This window comes from Brucella sp. GW823-FHT04E01 (assembly GCF_058796175.1).
Genome location: NZ_JBXAIK010000001.1, coordinates 1,056,069 through 1,072,926, shown reverse-complemented (window position 1 = coordinate 1,072,926; position 16,858 = coordinate 1,056,069). Strand labels below are relative to the sequence as shown.

Here is a 16,858-nt window from a genome sequence, read left to right as displayed (position 1 = left end):
TTTTATTTCTTCGGGCGAAGCGGAGCACGTTCCTTGTAACGGTCCACGGCGGTCAGCTTCTGGATCAGCGGTTCGGCATCGCGCCAGTTGTAAATCTCGGTGCGCAGATATTCGAGCTCGGCTCCGAGTTCCTCTTCTCCGATTTCCGTCCACCATGATTTCGGACGTCCATCCGTGCCATCCGACCAGCGATAGCCGCGCGCCTTCAGGTGGTCTTTCATTTCGAACGGGCTGTTTTCTGCATAGATGCGCATCCGCGCGCGCTGGCTTGCTTTCAGCAATTCGGCAAAGGGCGTGGTGTCGCCAGACTGTTCTTTCAGTACCGCGAGCAGGGCCTGACAGTCATCTTCGGCTCGGTGTCCGTTGTGGAAATAGCCGCTCTGGCCGATCAGGTAGCCAAGCTTGGTGCCTTCAAAACCGCGTGCGGTCCAGTCGATCTCCTTGACCGAGCAGGCCCAAGGCTTGTTGGCGAAAGCGATTGAGAAACGCTCGAGAAACGGACGGTCAAAACCGGCATTATGCGCGATGATGATATCGGCTTCGGCGATGAGCGCATCCAGCTTCTCACGCGGGATCGTCTGGCCTTTCACCATATCGTCGGTAATGCCGGTGATACGGGTAATGTCAGCGGGTATTGGCTTGGATGGCTGCTGCAGCGCGCCGAACGTGACGCAGACATCACCAATGGAGCCGTCATCCGCATAGCGGAAAGCAACTGCACCGATCTCGATGATTTCTTCCTGCGCGGGATTGAGGCCGGTCGTTTCCGTGTCGACAACGACGCCCAGTCGCGGAAAGGCGATCCGGTCGGCATCCGGTACCGTCGGTGGCGGATCAAGCCGCTGCAGGATGCGGTAACGCCCGCTGTCTTTCAGGCGCTGCACCATTTCCGCTTCATCGATGCCGGTCGTCTTGCCGGGCTTGGCGCGGGCAGGGCGCAGTTCTGCCCGTTCCTCTCCTTCCGCTGGGGAAAGAGCAAAAAGGTCGAACTGATGGCGCATGGAACTTCTCCGCATGGGGGAACGGGTTTGGCAAAGAATGCCATTTTGCGGTGCTGCAACCAAGGCCGCAATCGTATAAGTAACAGGTAATCATCCTGTCGAGCGGTAGCAAGGCAGGGCGCTTGCGCCGGGAAAGGGTATGAGGAGGGGACTTCGTGGCAGATTATGATTATTGCGTTATCGGCGGCGGCATTGTCGGGCTTGCGACAGCAAAAGCCATGCAGGAAGCGGAGCCGGGCGCAAGGATCATCCTGCTGGAGAAGGAAAGCGATTTCGCGCGCCACCAGACAGGACACAATAGTGGCGTCATCCATGCCGGTATCTATTACCAGCCAGGTTCGTTGAAGGCGCAATTGTGCCGGGCGGGTGCGGAAGCCACGAAAGCCTTTTGCAGGCAATATTCCATTCCTTTTGAAACATGCGGCAAGCTTCTGGTCGCAACCTCTTCGCAAGAAGTCGAACGCATGGAGTCGCTCGCCAAGCGCGCGGTCCAGAACGACATCACCTTCCAGCATGTGGACCAGCAGGCTCTGCGCAAGGTCGAGCCTGCGGTTGCAGGCCTCGGGGCACTGCTCGTTCCGGCGACGGGCATTGTTGATTATGCGAAAATATCGCGGGCGATGGCTGCGGAAATCATTGAGCGCGGCGGTATCGTGCGGCTCAAGGCGCCGGTTACGGCAATCCGGGAGGATGGCAAAGGCGTTGCGGTAACGGCAAATGGCGAGACCTTGCGTGCTTCCAAGCTGGTCGCTTGCGCCGGGTTGCAGTCAGACCGCATTGCGCGGCTTGCCGGATTGGATATCAGCCATCGCATCGTGCCGTTTCGCGGTGAATACTACACCTTGCCGAAATCGAAGGCGAATATCGTCAAGCATTTGATCTATCCGATCCCTGATCCCGACCTGCCATTTCTCGGCATTCACCTGACGCGTACGATTGACGGCGGTGTCACGGTCGGCCCGAACGCAGTTCTGGGTTTTTCGCGAGAAGGCTACGACAAAGGCAGTTTCCGTGCAGGTGATGTCGCAGATATGTCGACGTTTCCCGGCTTCTGGAAGATGGCGATGAAGAACTGGCGCTCGGCTTTAGCCGAGTTCAGCAATTCCGCGTCTCGCACACGCTATCTGAAAGAGTGCCGCAAATATTGCCCGACGCTGGAGCTTGCCGATCTTGGCGCGCCGGGCGCCGGAATACGGGCGCAAGCCGTTCTTGATGACGGCACGCTGGTGCATGATTTTCTCTTCAAGGAAACGGAGAGAATGCTGCATGTGTGTAATGCGCCGTCACCGGCCGCGACGTCTTCCATACCCATCGGCCGCATGATCGCCGAAAAGCTTCTGGGGATAAATCTGAAGGTAAAAACTGCGTGAAAAGAGTTTTTCGCTGAATGATGTTGTTTTCAATTTATTTTTAGCAATCGCTTATTCTCAGTGTTGCTCTTTTAGGTTTTAGTGTTCATCAATATTGCAAGCTTACAACTTGACTTTGATGCTGGTTTGTAATTGCACATTGGGTTCAATTTGAAATAGCGTTTTAGCATTCTCATTTTCAACCGATTTAGGGCCTGTTCGTGAAGTTTGTGCCGCCGCTGGTAGTATTGCTGTTTGCTGCGACGATGTTAGGCATTTGGATGCTCGACACGAAGCGCAGGCATCTTTTGCTTTTCGGCCTGAGCTTCGCCAGTTTTGCTTTCGGGCTTCTGGTTCCTATCTCGCTGATCTCGAACAACTTGACCCTGACCTCGCCGGTTGCCACGACTTTCCATTTTCTGGGCGGTTGGCTGCTTTGCGAGGGTGTCATGATACGCATGGGCGGACGTTATTCCCGCCTTGCATCGGGACTGATCGGGCTCGGTCTTCTTGGAGCCATGGCCTATTTCATTGCGAATGATACGAGCTATTCGCGAATTGCGCCTACTGTCCAACTGACTCTGGGCAGTCTGGTGGCCGTGCTTTGCATTCAGGCGCGCAATCTTGCACGCCGAAGCTGGATTGAGCGCGTGCTGTTTGGTGCATTGCTGTTGTTGATGGTGCATTTCTTTGTACAGGCTGGAATGGCGCTTGGGCTCCCCGCCGACATCACGCGGCCGTCGGAACTCATTCATTCGCGCTATTGGCAGGGCATCATGATATTCGGTGCCTTTGCGGGTGTCTTTGCCGGTCTGGTTCTTCTGGTGGTGACAACTTCGGATGTGGTCAAGGAATTGCAGGCAGAGCGTGACTCCGATCCGCTGACCGGTGTTCTCAATCGTCGCGGCCTTGAGCGTCATGCGACTATGCGTTTGGCCGAGGCCCAGCGTGGTGATCATGGGGTCATTATCGCGGATATAGATCACTTCAAGTCGATCAATGACGAGCTGGGTCATGCAACCGGCGATCAGGTGCTGGTTGAGTTTGCCTGCATTCTGCAAACAGTGGCAGCAAATACAACGATTGTCGGTCGCGTCGGTGGCGAAGAATTTGTTCTTCTGGTCCGGGGGGATGCCGAAACATGTGAGCGACTGGGCGATAGGCTTTGCGGGCGCGTGGCCCGACACAGTTTTCCCATGTTGCCTGCAGACCGCCGCATGACATGCAGTTTCGGCATCGCCATGGTGCGCGGCGCTGAAACATTATGGGAAACGGCCGCACGTGCCGATCTTGCCCTGATGCGGGTAAAGCACCGTGGACGCAATCGCGTTGCGGTGGAGGGGCTGGAATTCCCGAGCGCCAAACAGGGCGCCTATCTGCTGACCGCTTGAGTTGGTTTCCGAAGCCAGCTGAACCGGATTTTTTCATTCCGTAAAGGATTTGGTTACCATAATTGACGATGCTGGAGATGACCTTCCAGTCACCGCTTTGCCATGTCTTGTTCGTCTTTTTGCCGAACTGACATGCAAAGCGGTGCCGCGAAAGTTGATTTCCATTCGGATTTTGTATCATGGCGTGTGTAACAGAAGTGTATGGCTACGCAGCTCCGCGCAGCAACGGCATCAGACTTCCGCTCGGTTTCAAAGGTTTTACGCGCGTTGCGATTTTCGCCGCGACGGGACTTGTGGCCGGAAGCTGGATGATGACTGCGCTCGGCACGCTGGAAACGGTCGTGCCGGCCTTTGCGCCTGTTGCCCCGATCATGCGCCGTGTTTCCCTGACCGCGCCGCAGGCACTTGCCGTCGTTGATCACAAGATCGCGCCATCGCGGCGGATCAGGCAGAGCTTCATCAATGCCTACACTGCTGATGCGGCCTATTCCAACCTCGACTGGCACCGGGCCAAAAACGTAAACGATCAGCCGATCATTGCTGATATCGGTCCCGATTCCGTGATCGAGGACAAGCCAGTCGATACGGCATCCCTCATCGAATTGCGCGCTGATCGCGTCAGGCGCGACGAGCCTGTTGTGGCGAGTGTCGAGCAAAAGCAACCTGCCGCGACGGCTGGCGTGACTGTGGCTGCCTATGCGCCAGTGCCGACCGCACCGAACGCAGCGGCGGCCTTCAACAAGATTGATCCGCTTTCGCAAGCTGAAGAAATGGACGCCGTTGAAAGGCGGGCACATCTTCCTACCGGCAATGCCGTTCCTGTTCCGCAGCTTGCTCCGGATCAGAAAACCGACATGGCCGCAGAGGATGAAGCCAGCCGGGATGCATTCCTGCCCGATGATGTGCCGCTGCCGGGCGCCAAGCCTTCGCTGCGCCGCTCCCGCATGCATGAGAAGACCGAGCTCGCTTATGCGCCGGAAAGCGGTGCAACCGAAGAACCGCGTCCCGGCCTGTTCAGCCCGCTTCTCAATCAGGCTGCACGCAGCAAGGTTGCCATCTACGATATTTCTGCAGCCACTGTTTACCTGCCGAGCGGTGAGCGCCTTGAAGCCCATTCCGGCCTCGGTCCGATGCGCGACAATCCGCGTTATGTGAACCAGAAAAACCGCGGGCCAACGCCGCCACATACCTATGATCTGCGCATGCGCGAGGCCTTGTTCCATGGCGTCGAGGCGATCCGCCTCACGCCTGTCGACGGCAACAACCGCTATAATCGCGATGGCCTTCTGGCGCATACTTTCATGCTGGGGCGCCGTGGCGATTCCAATGGTTGTGTCGTGTTCAAGGACTATCCGCGCTTCCTGCGCGCCTTCAAGCGCGGCGAGTTCAACAAGATGGTTGTGGTGACACGAATGCAGTCTTCGAAGCCTGCGCGGATCGCATCGCTTTTCTGATAAATTGCTCGTCAAAACAAACCGCTAGAGCGCCGATCTGATTCAGTCTGATCGAAAAACGCTCCAATGCAATTACACAAGGAATTGTGATCCCCAATTCCTTGCGGGGCGCACCAGAATTGATAGAGGTCTTTCATCGAAACTGATGGGAGATTTTTATGAAGCTTTACTACAAGGTCGGCGCTTGTTCGCTCGCACCCCACATCATTCTGAGCGAGGCGGGCCTGCCTTATGAGCTGGAGGCCGTGGATCTCAAGGCCAAGAAGACAGCGGACGGTGGCGATTATTTCGCAGTCAATCCGCGCGGTGCGGTCCCGGCGCTGGAAGTGAAGCCCGGCACTGTCATCACGCAGAATGCGGCAATTCTCCAATATATCGGTGATCATTCCGATGTTGCAGCATTCAAGCCCGCCTATGGTTCAATCGAACGCGCACGCCTGCAGGAAGCGTTGGGCTTCTGTTCGGATTTGCATGCGGCCTTTAGCGGCCTGTTCGCGCCCAACCTGAGCGAGGAAGCGAGGGCTGGCGTCATCGCCAACATCAATCGTCGTCTGGGTCAGCTCGAAGCCATGCTGTCGGACAAGAACGCCTACTGGCTTGGCGATGACTTCACTCAACCAGATGCCTATGCGTCGGTGATCATCGGTTGGGGCGTTGGTCAAAAGCTCGATTTGAGCGCCTATCCCAAGGCGCTGAAACTGCGCGAACGTGTGCTGGCCCGCCCGAACGTGCAGAAGGCATTCAAGGAAGAAGGCCTGAACTAAAAATCACAGCCGGAGGTCCAAACCTCCGGCTGTTTTATTGCCTGAGTTGCGGATGCCGTAACCGGTTTACCGTCTTGAAAGAGGTAACTCGCGTCTGTTGTGGGGAAAATAAAATGGCGGAGAGAGAGGGATTCGAACCCTCGATACGGTTTCCCGTATACACGCGTTCCAGGCGTGCGCCTTCAACCACTCGGCCACCTCTCCGTCTGCCTTGCTGTCGGGAAACCGTGTCTCACGGTGAAAACTGACTGCAAACGTGACACCGCTTTTCGAAACAGGCGCTGGTTAATCGCCAACTAGCGGGTGCGGCGCGAATATAGCCAGAAAATGCATATGTTCAACAGCTATTTGCAAGTTTTTGCGTCTAAATCGCAGAGCCTGTGTAAAGAGTGATATCAACGATATAACTGTCTGAAATTATTATATTTTATTTTAATCGTGCAATAGTGTTCCAGCTTGGCTTTGAGCCTGACGGGTTCTGTGTGCTATGCTTTAGCAACATCAAAAAGACAAATCTTCGGGAGACCGGTCAGAAAACCGGCGTCGAAATCAAGGTAGGAAATCCGGGGCAGAGAATCGTGATCCGATTTGTATTGCGTAGTTTTGCGGTTGTTTTTCTGGCTTTGGCGGTGATTTTCGCGGTCCTTGACGGCGCGCGTTCCGTCGGCGCGTCGCAGTTCATAGCGAAGCCGCTTTTTTCCATGTGGTCGCGCAACGCACCCGAGACATTGGCCGATGTAGAAACGTTCGTGACACACTATATAGGGGCAGGAGCTTGGAATGCCGTCTGCATCCCTTTGCTTGAGCGACCGGGTTGGCTTCTTTTCGGCATTCTCGCCCTTTTATTCTATGCAATCGGTCATCGTCGGGAGCGCCCTCTGGGACGCTTCACCGCTCGATAATCAGGAGGTGGATACCATGAGTTTCTTGGACAGCTATCGCAAGAAGACGCTGATGCCTTCGACGGATGAAGCTTTGCCGGGACGCGCGCAACCGATCCCGACATCTGCGACCCACTTCGTCAATAGTCGCCCGCTGAAAGAACCATGGCCGGAAGGCTATAAGCAGGTTCTGTTCGGAATGGGCTGCTTCTGGGGTGCCGAGCGCCTGTTCTGGCAGGTGCCAGGCGTATATGTAACGGCTGTCGGTTATGCGGGCGGGGTCACGCCCAACCCCACCTATGAGGAAACCTGCACGGGGCTGACCGGCCATGCGGAAGTTGTGCTGGTTGTCTACGATCCGAAGGTCGTGAGCCTCGATGAGCTGCTGACCCTTTTCTGGGAGGAGCATGATCCGACGCAGGGCATGCGGCAGGGCAACGATATCGGTACGACCTATCGTTCAGTCATCTATACTTTCGACAAGGCAGATCGTGATGTGGCGGAAAAGAGCCGGGAAGCCTATTCGCAGGCGCTTGCCGGTCGTGGTCTCGGTCCGATCACCACGGAAATCGAGGATGCGCCGGAGCTCTATTATGCCGAGGACTATCACCAGCAATATCTGGCGAAGAACCCGAATGGTTATTGCGGATTGCGCGGCACTGGCGTGAGCTGCCCGATCCCGCTGGCACAATAAGCGGGCTGTAATCAACAGATCGCGCGGTCCTTACCGCGCGATTTTCTTTTTCATGATCAGCATCCCGGCATAGTCGCCTTCCAGATGCTCGAAATCGCTCCAGCCGATCTGGCGGTAAAGGTCGGGCTTGTCTGTGTAAAGATAAGCTTCCGCATAGCCGAGTTCCCGCGCGGCATCCTCGATGGCGCCAACCAAACCTTTGGCAATGCCTTTACTGCGATAGTCAGGCGCGACGAACACACTTGCCACCCATGGCTTCAGATGTGGATGTGTTTCCAGATCGTTGTGGATCAGAAGGGCAAGACCGGCGGGTTGTTCGTTCCAGAGGGCAACTCGCGCTATCTGCCCATCGTCTTCGCGGGAGATGTCGTTAAAAGCCTTGACGGTCTGTTCGAGGGTGGAGCCGCTAAATTCGCCCCATTCCGCATGGTTCCACGCGGCACAAATGGGCACGAGATCGGGGCGGTCGGCGAGGGAGGCAATCTGAAGCATGGTGTTACCAGTGCGGTGGTTTGGTGACCGGTACGTCCGGAGCAGTCTGTTCTTCCAGTTCCAGAAAGCGGTCGGTCAAGGCGCCGAGCTTCTTGGAAAGCCGGTCTATGGTTTTCCATTGTTCGGCCAGAACGGATGACAACTCGTCGATTGTCTTTTCCTGTTCGGCTACGCGAATTTCGAGCTCGGTCAGGCGCTGGTCCGGTGTCATGGCTGGCTTCCATTGGTATTTGGGCGTCGGTGGTCAGTGGGGTTTAGCCACTTTCGATCCATATCGGAAGTACGGTATCACATCATTGCGTCAGCACGAGTACGCCGTTTGAAACTTCATAGTGACGCAGACGTTTCAGAAAGCTCATGCCGAGAAGTGTGTCGGACAAGGCATCGTCACGCAGAACCATGGCCTCCACATCCTCTACTCGAATGCGTCCGATTTCGATGCTGGGCAGGATGGCGGATGCAGCAAGGGTTTCGCCATTGGCGGTCGAGACGCGATATTTGAAATCATCGGGTTTGAGCGACAGGCCGATGCGTCGTGCAGCGTTTGCGTTGATCGCAACCACGCTCGCCCCCGTGTCCACCATTGCACGAAGGGATTGCCCGGCAATTTTTATGTCCGTGATGAAATGGCCACGACTGTCCGGTGTGATCTGCGTGCGGCGTCCGCTATAGGCGGCGGGGTTTTGCGAAGGAGCAGTCGAAGCTGTCGCGGATGTGTTTGAACCGGCTTTAGGCTGTTGCCCGAATTTTTCAAACAGAAGCGGGAAGGCAATTGCCAGTCCCGCAAATACCAGAAGGATCGTAAAAACCCGCGCCATGCTGCCCCCGTTTCCAGGCACATTAGCAGGTGCGGGTTAATGCTTACTTCGTACCGTACATACGGTCGCCGGCATCGCCGAGACCGGGAACGATATAGCCCTTTTCATCGAGACGTTCGTCGATGGAGGCCGTGAACACGTCGACATCCGGGTGGGCTTCGGTAAAGCGCTTGATGCCTTCCGGTGCCGCCAGCAGACAGAGGAAGCGGATATTGGTCGCGCCGCGTTCCTTCAGCTTATCGATGGCTGCGATTGCCGAGTGCCCGGTGGCCAGCATCGGGTCGACCACGATGATGAGGCGGTTGACGATGTCTTCCGGCGCCTTGAAGTAATATTCGACCGGCTGCAGCGTATCGTGATCACGATAAAGGCCGATATGGGCGACGCGCGCGGCGGGTACCAGATCGAGCATGCCTTCGAGAAGGCCATTGCCTGCGCGCAGGATCGAGGCGAAGACAAGCTTCTTGCCTTCAAGGACCGGCGCGTCCATTGGCATCAACGGGGTTTCGATCGGCATGGTGGTCAGTTCGAGATCGCGTGTCACTTCATAGCAGAGCAACAGCGATATTTCCTTCAGCAGCCGCCGAAAGCTGGCTGTGGACGTTTCCTTCTTGCGCATGATGGTGAGCTTGTGCTGGACAAGCGGATGGCTGACGACTGTAACGCCCATGATCTTTCCACTTTTCTTGTTATCTTTTTGACTTTAGCGGCAGTTTGCGCCGGAGAAAACGCCGGGCCAAGCGCGCACACACAGTTTTATGTCTCTTTGGCCATTTTTAAACGCTAACGCAAGACAGTTCACAAGTGCCGGATCACAAAAGGGGTAGTGGAGGACGGTCTCTGCTTGTATCGTCTGGCACAAGCTTTATATGCATTACGGAAATCGTTTTCGTCTTAATATTCAAAAGCAGGATGAGCTATGAGCCAGCAGAACGGCAATGCGGACCGCGTGGGCGCACAAGGTGGCATGGAGCATTCATTCGGCTTCAAGGCGGTCGACGAAAGCGAAAAGCAGGGTCTGGTCAACGACGTTTTCCATAAGGTCGCCAGCAAGTACGACGTGATGAACGATCTCATGTCGGCGGGTATGCACCGCGTCTGGAAAGATGCGATGATCGCATGGCTGGCACCATCGAAGCGCCCCGGCTGGACCTCGCTCGACGTTGCAGGCGGCACCGGCGATATTGCTTTCCGCATTGTGGAGGCTTCCGGTCGTCAGGCCCATGTCACCATTCTTGATATCAATGGCTCGATGCTCGGCGTCGGTCGTGAACGGGCGATCAAGAAGGGCCTTGCCGACAATCTCGAATTTGTTGAAGCCAGTGCCGAAGAGCTGCCATTTGAAGATGCGAGCTTCGATGCTTACACGATTTCGTTCGGCATTCGCAATGTTCCACATATCGACAAGGCGCTGTCCGAAGCTTATCGCGTGTTGAAGCCGGGCGGTCGTTTCCTTTGCCTCGAATTCTCCGAGGTTGAACTGCCGGTTCTCGACAAGGTTTACGACCAGTGGTCGTTCCACGCCATTCCGCGTATCGGCAAGATGATTACCGGCGATGCCGATTCCTACAGCTATCTGGTCGAATCGATCCGCAAATTCCCCAAGCAGCAGGATTTTGCCGCGATGATCGAGAAGGCTGGTTTCGAGCGCGTGAGCTATCGCAATTTCACTGGCGGCATTGCCGCGCTGCATTCCGGCTGGAAGCTTTGATTGTGCCTGTGATGAGTTGGGGTCAGGAACGGGGCATCGGGGCATGAGTAATCTATCCGCCGCTTTCCGGCTGATGCGGGCCGGATGGGTTTTGACACGTGAAGGCGTTATCAGCGCCTTGCCGGTGGAAGGGCTCTCTGGCCTTCCGGCATTCGGGCACAAGATTGCCGGTCTTCTGGCGCGTCCGCGCGCACGTCACATGCAGCGTTCCGAACGTATGTCGCGGGCCATGAACAAGCTTGGTCCGTCCTATGTGAAGCTCGGCCAGTTTCTGGCAACACGGCCCGATATTGTCGGGCGCGATGTCGCTGCCGATCTCGAACTTTTGCAGGACAGGCTCGACTTCTTCCCGCAGGTCGACGCGGTTGCTGCTATCGAAGGTTCGCTTGGCCGCAAGATCGATGATCTTTACCTGCATTTCGATGCGCCGATAGCAGCGGCGTCGATGGCGCAGGTTCACCCAGCTGAAATCATGAAAGACGGAACGCGCCAGAAGGTTGCGGTCAAGGTCATTCGTCCGGGCGTGCGCCAGCGTTTCGTCCGCGACCTTGAAGGTTTCTACATGGTCGCGCGCATGCAGGAGCGTCATGTTCCGTTTACGCGCCGCCTGCGCCCGGTTCAGGTTGTCGAGACGCTGCAACAGACAACCCGCATCGAGATGGATCTGCGTCTTGAAGCGGCAGCGCTGTCCGAGATCGCCGAGAATATCAAGGGCGATGCGGGGTTCCGCGTTCCACAGGTGGACTGGGAGCGCACCGGTCGCGATGTGCTGACGCTCGAATGGATCGACGGCACCAAGATGTCGGATATTTCGGCGCTGGCCGCTGCCGGTTTTGATCTCAAGAAACTGGCCGAAACGCTGATCCAGTCTTTCCTGCGCCATACGCTGCGCGATGGCTTTTTCCATGCCGACATGCATCCGGGCAATCTGTTCGTTGATCCGCAAGGCATTATCGTTGCGGTCGATTTTGGCATCACCGGGCGGCTCAACAAGCAGCAGCGGCGTTTCCTTGCCGAAATTCTCTATGGCTTCATCACGCGTGATTATATGCGCGTGGCGGAAGTGCATTTCGAAGCAGGCTACGTGCCGCATACGCATGATGTGGCGAGCTTTGCGCAGGCTATCCGCGCCATTGGCGAGCCGATCCACGGTCAGCCGGCGGAAACCATTTCCATGGCCAAGCTGCTCACGCTGCTGTTCGAAGTAACCGAGCTTTTCGACATGGAGACCCGACCGGAACTCCTGATGCTTCAGAAAACCATGGTTGTGGTCGAAGGTGTGTCGCGCACGCTCGATCCGCATTTCAACATGTGGAAGGCTGCGGAACCGGTGGTGGGCGACTGGATCGCCAGGAATCTCGGACCGCAAGGTATGCTTGCCGATGCGAAGGACAGCGCTTATTCGCTGCTGCATTTCACGCGTAAGACACCGGAACTTGTTGCGCGTGTGGAACGTGTTTCCGTTGCTCTGGACGATATGGCTGCGAACGGATTGCGCTTTGACGAAGCGACGGCAGAAGCTATCGGCCGGGCTGAAGCGCGCCACTCACGTTGGGGTCGCATCGCGCAGGTGGTGATTGCGGTCTCACTCGCAGCGATAGCGATTAAGCTTTATATTTGGCTGTAGGATCACTTTTAAGGTGACATCTACCTTCTAAAGTGATTTCAATGATTGCACTTGTAACAAGCGGGTGCAATCAAATGGCCAGCATTACCATCCGTAATCTCGATGATGACGCCAAGGAACGGCTGCGTATCAGGGCAGCGCAGAACGGGCGCTCCATGGAAGAGGAAGCACGCATTCTGCTGGCCGGGCAGGATATAGCTCCACAGGCTGTTGCAGTGTCTCCCGGCGCGGGTGCGTCGCTGGCCGGGAAGCGCATTCTTCTCATTATCGGTGGTGGCATTGCCGCCTATAAGACGCCGGACCTCATCCGCCGTCTGCGCGAACGTGGCGCGCATGTGCGCCCGTTGATGACGGCTGCAGCGCAGCAATTCGTGACACCGCTGACCATTGGCGCAGTTTCTGCCGATCATGTCTTCACCGATCTGTTCTCGCGTGAGGACGAGCAGGATGTCGGGCATATCCGGCTTGCCCGCGATGCGGACCTGATCGTCGTCGCGCCTGCGACTGCGGACCTGATGGCGAAGATGGCGAACGGGCTTGCCGATGATCTGGCCAGTGCGGTGCTGCTTGCTCGCAAAGTTCCAGTGCTTGTTGCGCCTGCCATGAACCCGGCCATGTGGGAGAATCCCGCGACCAGACGCAACCGCCTGACGCTTGAAAAAGACGGCGTTCGCTTCATCGGCCCGGAGAGAGGGGAGATGGCGGAAAGCGGTGAAGCCGGAACCGGACGTATGAGCGAGCCGTTGGCGATTGTCGCGGCGATCGAGAACCTGCTTGCTCCGCAGGCAAAGCCGCTTGCAGGCAAAACCATTGTCATGACGTCCGGCCCGACGCACGAGCCAATTGATCCGGTGCGCTACATTGCCAACCGTTCGTCGGGCAAGCAGGGCCACGCTATTGCGGCGGCGCTGGCGCGGCTCGGCGCGACGGTGCATCTGGTGTCCGGCCCGGTCACCATTCCTGACCCCGAAGGCGTCGATGTCATTCATGTCGAGACGGCGCGTGAAATGAAGGCTGCTGTGGAGCGGCATCTTCCTGCCGATGCGGCAATTATGGTTGCAGCGGTTGCCGACTGGCGCACGGCCAATGAAGCCGGACAGAAGATCAAGAAGAAACCCGGTGAAAGCGCGCCGACGCTTGCCATGGTCGAAAACCCTGACATTCTGGCCGGCGTCGGTCATAGCGACAAGCGCCCCGGTCTTGTGGTGGGCTTTGCGGCTGAAACGCAGGACGTGGCCGGAAACGCGAGAGCCAAGCTTGAGAAGAAAGGCGCGGACTGGATCGTCGCCAACGATGTTTCGCATGCGCCGGATGGCAGCAGCGTCATGGGTGGCGACCGCAATCATGTCCGCATTCTAAGCCGTTCCGGCATCGAGGAATGGCCGGAAATGAGCAAGGAACAAGTGGCTGAAAAACTGGCGGAGAAGATTGCTGAGCGGCTTTTGGAAACGAAAGGCTAAGCGTTCTTGAGCGATGCCGGTTTAGAAAAACTCGTCCAGCAAACGGTAATAGGCAATTTTCGTTTCGTCGATTGCCGGGCCGCCATAAATGTCGAGAAAAGGCTGTACCCATTCGTCGCCCAGATTGTAGCGAATGCTCCAGCAGGCTAGTGCAAGATCCTGATAGCGGTCTGCACGGCCGAGCCTGCCGCAGTCGATAAAGCCTGTGAATGCACATTCGCTGGCCATGAAATTTGGCAAGCAAGCATCGCCGTGAGTCACGACCACATCTTCCTGTGACGGTTTCAGGCGGCAAAGTTCGGTGAACAGGTCTTTGGCGCTGCGGCCTTCGCGCTCGTCATCGAAATCATCTTCATCGACGGCACCGGCTTCGACCCGCTTGCGCGCGTCTTCAATGCGACGGTCCAGCCGGTGGTCGAAGGGACAAGCGGCGGGATCGACGCTGTGCAGCGCCTTCAAGGCTTTCGCGAGAATGGAGACGATGCGGTCCGCCGGGAGAGTGCCGACAGATGAGGCGAGGTCCGATCCGGCAAGGCGCGTCATCAAAAGAAAGTGGCGGTCGGCCTGCGTCTCGTACGTAACGACCTTGGGGCAAGGCAATCCCTGCGTTGCGAGCCATTCGAGCCGGGCGCCTTCACCGGCAAGTTCGCTGACGGTACTTGCCGGTTCGATTTTCAGAACGAGCGGTTCATGTTCGTCATGATCGAGAAGCAGGACATTGGCGGTCGAGCGGCCAAGCTCATCCTGCTGGCTGCTATAACCGGTAAGCCGATGCAGCAGTGCATCGGGCAAATCGAGAGCAGCCAGAACAGGATCGGTCATATCACCTTACCGTATCAGGCCTTGTCGCGGACCTGATAGTCCTTGACGGTGGCAAAGCGAATATCCTTCCAGCGTTCGGCTTCGTAATTGAGAGAGAAGCCGTTCTGGGCAAGGAAGACCGGATCGTGATCGAGGTCGTGGGCGATATCGGCACGATGCGAGGCGATGAAACGGTCGAGTTCGGCCGGATCATCTGCCGTAATCCACCGGCAGACCGAGAAGCGCGACATTTCAAAGCCGACCGGCAGCGAATATTCCACTTTCAGGCGTTCGGTCAGAACGTCGATCTGAAGAGCGCCGACGACGCCGACAATGGCTGGAGAACCGTCATCAGGCACGAAGAGCTGTACGACGCCTTCTTCGGCCATCTGCTGCAGCGCTTCACGCAGCTTCTTGGCTTTCATGGCGTCGTCCAGACGCACGCGGCGCAGGATTTCCGGCGCGAAGTTCGGCACGCCACGGAACAGGATATCTTCACCCTCGGTCAGCGTGTCGCCGATGCGCAGCGTGCCGTGGTTCGGAATGCCGACCACGTCGCCCGCAAAGGCTTCGTCGGCAATCTGGCGCGAACGTGCGAAGAAGAATTGCGGCGCAGACAGGCTCATTGGCTTGCCGGTGCGCACCAGCTTTGCCTTCATGCCGCGCGACAGCTTGCCCGAGCAGACGCGCAGGAATGCGATGCGGTCGCGGTGGTTCGGGTCCATATTGGCCTGAATCTTGAACACGAAACCGGTCATCTTGTCTTCGGTGGAGCCAACCATGCGCGTGTCGGCCTGCTGGTCGCGGGGTGAGGGGCCGAAATCGCAGAAAGCTTCGATGAGGTCGCGCACGCCGTAATTCTTCAGCGCCGAACCGAAATAAACCGGCGTCATATGACCTTCGCGGAAGGAGGCGAGGTCGAACGGACGGCAGACGCCGCGTGCCAGTTCCACGCCTTCGAGCCATGCCTCGCGTTCGTTTTCAGGCAGCAGTGCGGCGGCTTCTTCCGGGCCGCTGACCTTGGTTGGCTGCTCTTCATTGTCCTGACGACGCATCGTGTCGTTATGCAGGTCGAAGGTGCCTGCAAAGCTCTTGCCTGAGCCGATAGGCCAGGTGATCGGGGCCGTGTCGAGTGCCAGCTTTTCTTCGATCTCATCGAGGATTTCGAGCGGGTCGCGCGCTTCGCGGTCCATCTTGTTGACGAAAGTGACGATGGGAATGTCGCGCATACGACAGACTTCGAACAGCTTCAGCGTGCGCGGCTCAATACCCTTGGCGGCGTCAATGACCATGACGGCGGAATCCACAGCAGTCAGCGTGCGGTAGGTGTCGTCTGCGAAGTCTTCGTGGCCCGGTGTATCGAGCAGGTTGAAGATGCAATCCTTGTATTCGAAGGTCATCACCGAGGTGACGACCGAGATGCCGCGGTCGCGTTCGATGTTCATCCAGTCCGACCGGGTCTGGATGCGGTCCTTCTTGGCCTTCACCTCACCGGCGAGCTGGATGGCGCCGCCGAACAGCAGCAGCTTTTCGGTCAGCGTGGTCTTACCGGCGTCCGGGTGCGCGATGATCGCGAATGTGCGGCGCTTGGAAACGGGATGGTCAGCGGGCATGAAGAAACTCGTGATGGCGAAACGTTGGGCTGCGCGTGAAAGCGCGCCGCGAAGATGTTGGGGAGCATCTAGCAGGACTTGGCCGAAAGGTCGAGTTCAAATGAAAAAGCGGCGCAGTGCGCGCCGCTTTGCCAGTGATCTGTGATGTTTATCGGCTCTTGATGCCAAGGCCGAAGGCAATAAAGGACCAGCCCTGGAAGATCAGGTCTATCGCCAGGAAAAGACCAAGAATGAACAGGCTGTTGACCGGCCATTGCATGGCGATGATGAGACCGAGCAGCATGGTGATGACACCGGCTGCGACGATCCAGCCCCAACCGGCGGACGGTTTCGATTTGAAGCCGAGCCAGATGCGGAAAGCGCCGGAGCCGAGAAGAGCTGCCGCCAGAAGGAAGGTCATCACGCCAGCCGCCAGCACCGGATTGATGAAGGCGACGATACCGGCTGCCGTGTAGAGCAGGCCGCTCAGGAGCCAGAAGAAGAAGCTGCCCCATGTTTTGACGCCGAAGGCGTGAATGATCTCGATGACGCCGCCAATCAGCATCATCAGGCCGACATAGTAGACCGAGACTACGGTGGCCAGAACGAGATTACCGAAGGCGATGCCTCCGAGGATCAGCAGTGCGACCCCAAGGGCGACGAACCACCCCCATTTGCTGGAAAGTTCCTTTGGAAAGGTCGGGCGGTCGAAATCATTATGAGCTGTTGCCATGAGACGTCCCTCAAATTGTCATGCCTCGGGAACAATATAAGGCATGTCCGGGATTTGACCAGCTTTTGTGCGAGGCGGGTGGGATCATCG

General features: G+C 57.2%; 17 protein-coding genes and 1 tRNA gene. 9 read left to right on the top strand and 9 right to left on the bottom strand.

Going from position 1 to position 16,858, the window contains the following annotated elements:
- Window positions 1-2: 2 nt before the first annotated feature.
- Window positions 3-1,001, bottom strand: coding sequence for a 3'-5' exonuclease (locus AC1RHM_RS05305; protein ID WP_010659372.1), 999 nt, complete (start codon window positions 999-1,001; stop codon window positions 3-5).
- A gap of 155 nt (window positions 1,002-1,156) precedes the next feature.
- Between AC1RHM_RS05305 and lhgO the strand changes: the two genes are divergently transcribed.
- From lhgO to gst, 4 genes are all read left to right on the top strand, one after another.
- Window positions 1,157-2,371: an L-2-hydroxyglutarate oxidase gene (gene lhgO, locus AC1RHM_RS05300; protein WP_010659373.1), complete on the top strand. Its 1,215-nt coding sequence runs from the start codon at window positions 1,157-1,159 to the stop codon at window positions 2,369-2,371.
- A 200-nt stretch (window positions 2,372-2,571) separates the two neighbouring features.
- Window positions 2,572-3,741 carry a GGDEF domain-containing protein gene (locus AC1RHM_RS05295; RefSeq protein ID WP_029376031.1) on the top strand — a complete coding sequence of 390 codons (1,170 nt, stop codon included), beginning with the start codon at window positions 2,572-2,574 and terminating at the stop codon, window positions 3,739-3,741.
- Between the two features lie 179 nt (window positions 3,742-3,920).
- Window positions 3,921-5,195 carry a DUF2778 domain-containing protein gene (locus AC1RHM_RS05290; protein WP_029929381.1) on the top strand — a complete coding sequence of 425 codons (1,275 nt, stop codon included), beginning with the start codon at window positions 3,921-3,923 and terminating at the stop codon, window positions 5,193-5,195.
- A 158-nt stretch (window positions 5,196-5,353) separates the two neighbouring features.
- On the top strand, window positions 5,354-5,959 hold the full coding sequence (gene gst / locus AC1RHM_RS05285; RefSeq protein WP_010659377.1) for a glutathione transferase: 606 nt from the start codon (window positions 5,354-5,356) through the stop codon (window positions 5,957-5,959).
- Between the two features lie 114 nt (window positions 5,960-6,073).
- On the opposite strand, the gene AC1RHM_RS05280 is transcribed toward gst, so the two are convergent.
- Window positions 6,074-6,163 (bottom strand) — tRNA-Ser (locus AC1RHM_RS05280).
- Window positions 6,164-6,537: 374 nt separating this feature from the next.
- On the opposite strand from AC1RHM_RS05280, the gene AC1RHM_RS05275 reads away from it, so the two are divergent.
- Together AC1RHM_RS05275 and msrA are read left to right on the top strand one after the other, a co-directional pair.
- Window positions 6,538-6,861 (top strand): hypothetical protein, encoded by a 324-nt coding sequence (locus AC1RHM_RS05275; RefSeq protein WP_010659378.1) that lies wholly within the window; start codon window positions 6,538-6,540, stop codon window positions 6,859-6,861.
- Between the two features lie 16 nt (window positions 6,862-6,877).
- On the top strand, window positions 6,878-7,534 hold the full coding sequence (gene msrA, locus AC1RHM_RS05270) for a peptide-methionine (S)-S-oxide reductase MsrA (protein ID WP_010659379.1): 657 nt from the start codon (window positions 6,878-6,880) through the stop codon (window positions 7,532-7,534).
- A 30-nt stretch (window positions 7,535-7,564) separates the two neighbouring features.
- Here msrA and AC1RHM_RS05265 read toward each other — a convergent pair whose 3' ends face one another.
- From AC1RHM_RS05265 to upp, 4 genes are all read right to left on the bottom strand, one after another.
- The gene (locus AC1RHM_RS05265; RefSeq protein WP_010659380.1) at window positions 7,565-8,026 is read right to left on the bottom strand and encodes a GNAT family N-acetyltransferase; all 462 of its coding nucleotides are present in this window, start codon (window positions 8,024-8,026) and stop codon (window positions 7,565-7,567) included.
- Between the two features lie 4 nt (window positions 8,027-8,030).
- Window positions 8,031-8,237, bottom strand: coding sequence for a SlyX family protein (locus AC1RHM_RS05260; RefSeq protein WP_010659381.1), 207 nt, complete (start codon window positions 8,235-8,237; stop codon window positions 8,031-8,033).
- A gap of 82 nt (window positions 8,238-8,319) precedes the next feature.
- On the bottom strand, window positions 8,320-8,844 hold the full coding sequence (locus AC1RHM_RS05255; protein WP_010659382.1) for a retropepsin-like aspartic protease family protein: 525 nt from the start codon (window positions 8,842-8,844) through the stop codon (window positions 8,320-8,322).
- Between the two features lie 43 nt (window positions 8,845-8,887).
- Complete coding sequence (upp, locus tag AC1RHM_RS05250; protein WP_006467614.1) at window positions 8,888-9,514, bottom strand: uracil phosphoribosyltransferase; 627 nt, start codon at window positions 9,512-9,514, stop codon at window positions 8,888-8,890.
- A 249-nt stretch (window positions 9,515-9,763) separates the two neighbouring features.
- On the opposite strand from upp, the gene ubiE reads away from it, so the two are divergent.
- The 3 genes from ubiE to coaBC all read left to right on the top strand — a co-directional run bounded on the left by ubiE (window position 9,764) and on the right by coaBC (window position 13,642).
- The gene (ubiE, locus tag AC1RHM_RS05245) at window positions 9,764-10,555 is read left to right on the top strand and encodes a bifunctional demethylmenaquinone methyltransferase/2-methoxy-6-polyprenyl-1,4-benzoquinol methylase UbiE (RefSeq protein WP_010659383.1); all 792 of its coding nucleotides are present in this window, start codon (window positions 9,764-9,766) and stop codon (window positions 10,553-10,555) included.
- Between the two features lie 43 nt (window positions 10,556-10,598).
- Window positions 10,599-12,182 carry a 2-polyprenylphenol 6-hydroxylase gene (gene ubiB / locus AC1RHM_RS05240; RefSeq protein WP_010659384.1) on the top strand — a complete coding sequence of 528 codons (1,584 nt, stop codon included), beginning with the start codon at window positions 10,599-10,601 and terminating at the stop codon, window positions 12,180-12,182.
- Window positions 12,183-12,256: 74 nt separating this feature from the next.
- A complete protein-coding gene (gene coaBC, locus AC1RHM_RS05235) occupies window positions 12,257-13,642 on the top strand; it encodes a bifunctional phosphopantothenoylcysteine decarboxylase/phosphopantothenate--cysteine ligase CoaBC (protein WP_226622093.1) in 1,386 nt (461 codons plus the stop codon).
- Window positions 13,643-13,663: 21 nt separating this feature from the next.
- Here the strand turns inward: coaBC and AC1RHM_RS05230 are convergent, their stop codons facing one another.
- The 3 genes from AC1RHM_RS05230 to AC1RHM_RS05220 all read right to left on the bottom strand — a co-directional run bounded on the left by AC1RHM_RS05230 (window position 13,664) and on the right by AC1RHM_RS05220 (window position 16,768).
- Window positions 13,664-14,464: an APH(3')-II family aminoglycoside O-phosphotransferase gene (locus tag AC1RHM_RS05230; RefSeq protein WP_010659386.1), complete on the bottom strand. Its 801-nt coding sequence runs from the start codon at window positions 14,462-14,464 to the stop codon at window positions 13,664-13,666.
- Between the two features lie 14 nt (window positions 14,465-14,478).
- Window positions 14,479-16,056 (bottom strand): peptide chain release factor 3, encoded by a 1,578-nt coding sequence (locus AC1RHM_RS05225; RefSeq protein WP_010659387.1) that lies wholly within the window; start codon window positions 16,054-16,056, stop codon window positions 14,479-14,481.
- Between the two features lie 148 nt (window positions 16,057-16,204).
- Complete coding sequence (locus AC1RHM_RS05220) at window positions 16,205-16,768, bottom strand: HdeD family acid-resistance protein (RefSeq protein WP_010659388.1); 564 nt, start codon at window positions 16,766-16,768, stop codon at window positions 16,205-16,207.
- Window positions 16,769-16,858 lie beyond the last annotated feature (90 nt).

Excerpts from the sequence above, each read along its gene's own strand:
- AC1RHM_RS05305 (WP_010659372.1), bottom strand. The coding sequence starts at position 1,001 with ATGCGCCATCAGTTCGACCTTTTTGCTCTTTCCCCAGCGGAAGGAGAG.
- gst (WP_010659377.1), top strand. The coding sequence starts at position 5,354 with ATGAAGCTTTACTACAAGGTCGGCGCTTGTTCGCTCGCACCCCACATC.
- AC1RHM_RS05290 (WP_029929381.1), top strand. The coding sequence starts at position 3,921 with ATGGCGTGTGTAACAGAAGTGTATGGCTACGCAGCTCCGCGCAGCAAC.
- AC1RHM_RS05265 (WP_010659380.1), bottom strand. The coding sequence starts at position 8,026 with ATGCTTCAGATTGCCTCCCTCGCCGACCGCCCCGATCTCGTGCCCATT.
- AC1RHM_RS05255 (WP_010659382.1), bottom strand. The coding sequence starts at position 8,844 with ATGGCGCGGGTTTTTACGATCCTTCTGGTATTTGCGGGACTGGCAATT.
- ubiE (WP_010659383.1), top strand. The coding sequence starts at position 9,764 with ATGAGCCAGCAGAACGGCAATGCGGACCGCGTGGGCGCACAAGGTGGC.
- AC1RHM_RS05230 (WP_010659386.1), bottom strand. The coding sequence starts at position 14,464 with ATGACCGATCCTGTTCTGGCTGCTCTCGATTTGCCCGATGCACTGCTG.
- AC1RHM_RS05260 (WP_010659381.1), bottom strand. The coding sequence starts at position 8,237 with ATGACACCGGACCAGCGCCTGACCGAGCTCGAAATTCGCGTAGCCGAA.
- AC1RHM_RS05220 (WP_010659388.1), bottom strand. The coding sequence starts at position 16,768 with ATGGCAACAGCTCATAATGATTTCGACCGCCCGACCTTTCCAAAGGAA.
- AC1RHM_RS05225 (WP_010659387.1), bottom strand. The coding sequence starts at position 16,056 with ATGCCCGCTGACCATCCCGTTTCCAAGCGCCGCACATTCGCGATCATC.
- upp (WP_006467614.1), bottom strand. The coding sequence starts at position 9,514 with ATGGGCGTTACAGTCGTCAGCCATCCGCTTGTCCAGCACAAGCTCACC.
- msrA (WP_010659379.1), top strand. The coding sequence starts at position 6,878 with ATGAGTTTCTTGGACAGCTATCGCAAGAAGACGCTGATGCCTTCGACG.
- ubiB (WP_010659384.1), top strand. The coding sequence starts at position 10,599 with ATGAGTAATCTATCCGCCGCTTTCCGGCTGATGCGGGCCGGATGGGTT.
- coaBC (WP_226622093.1), top strand. The coding sequence starts at position 12,257 with ATGGCCAGCATTACCATCCGTAATCTCGATGATGACGCCAAGGAACGG.